We start from the raw sequence: 230 nt of genomic DNA on the forward strand, positions 1-230 counted from the left end.
ACGCTGGCTGAACGGGAAGCTCAGATCGGTTTCCGGCGGCTGCTCGCTGCTCGGCTCCACCCCTTTCATGAAGTAAACGTAAAGCGCGTGCATATTGGCATCGGAGATTTTGGCGTAATCCGGATACGGCATCGCTGGATAGAGACGGGACCCGTTCGGCAACACGCCTTTGCGCACTGAGTCGGAGAACTGCTGCTCGCTGTAGTTGCCGATGCCGTGCTCTTTGTCCG

At 58.3% G+C, this 230-nt stretch carries 1 pseudogene; it reads right to left on the reverse strand.

Annotation, left to right across the window (positions count from 1 at the left end):
• Positions 1-230, reverse strand: a pseudogene (locus KVT28_RS27360) (cytochrome c); the annotation flags it as partial.

This window comes from Pantoea sp. GbtcB22 (assembly GCF_019091025.1).
GTDB lineage: Bacteria > Pseudomonadota > Gammaproteobacteria > Enterobacterales > Enterobacteriaceae > Pantoea > Pantoea leporis.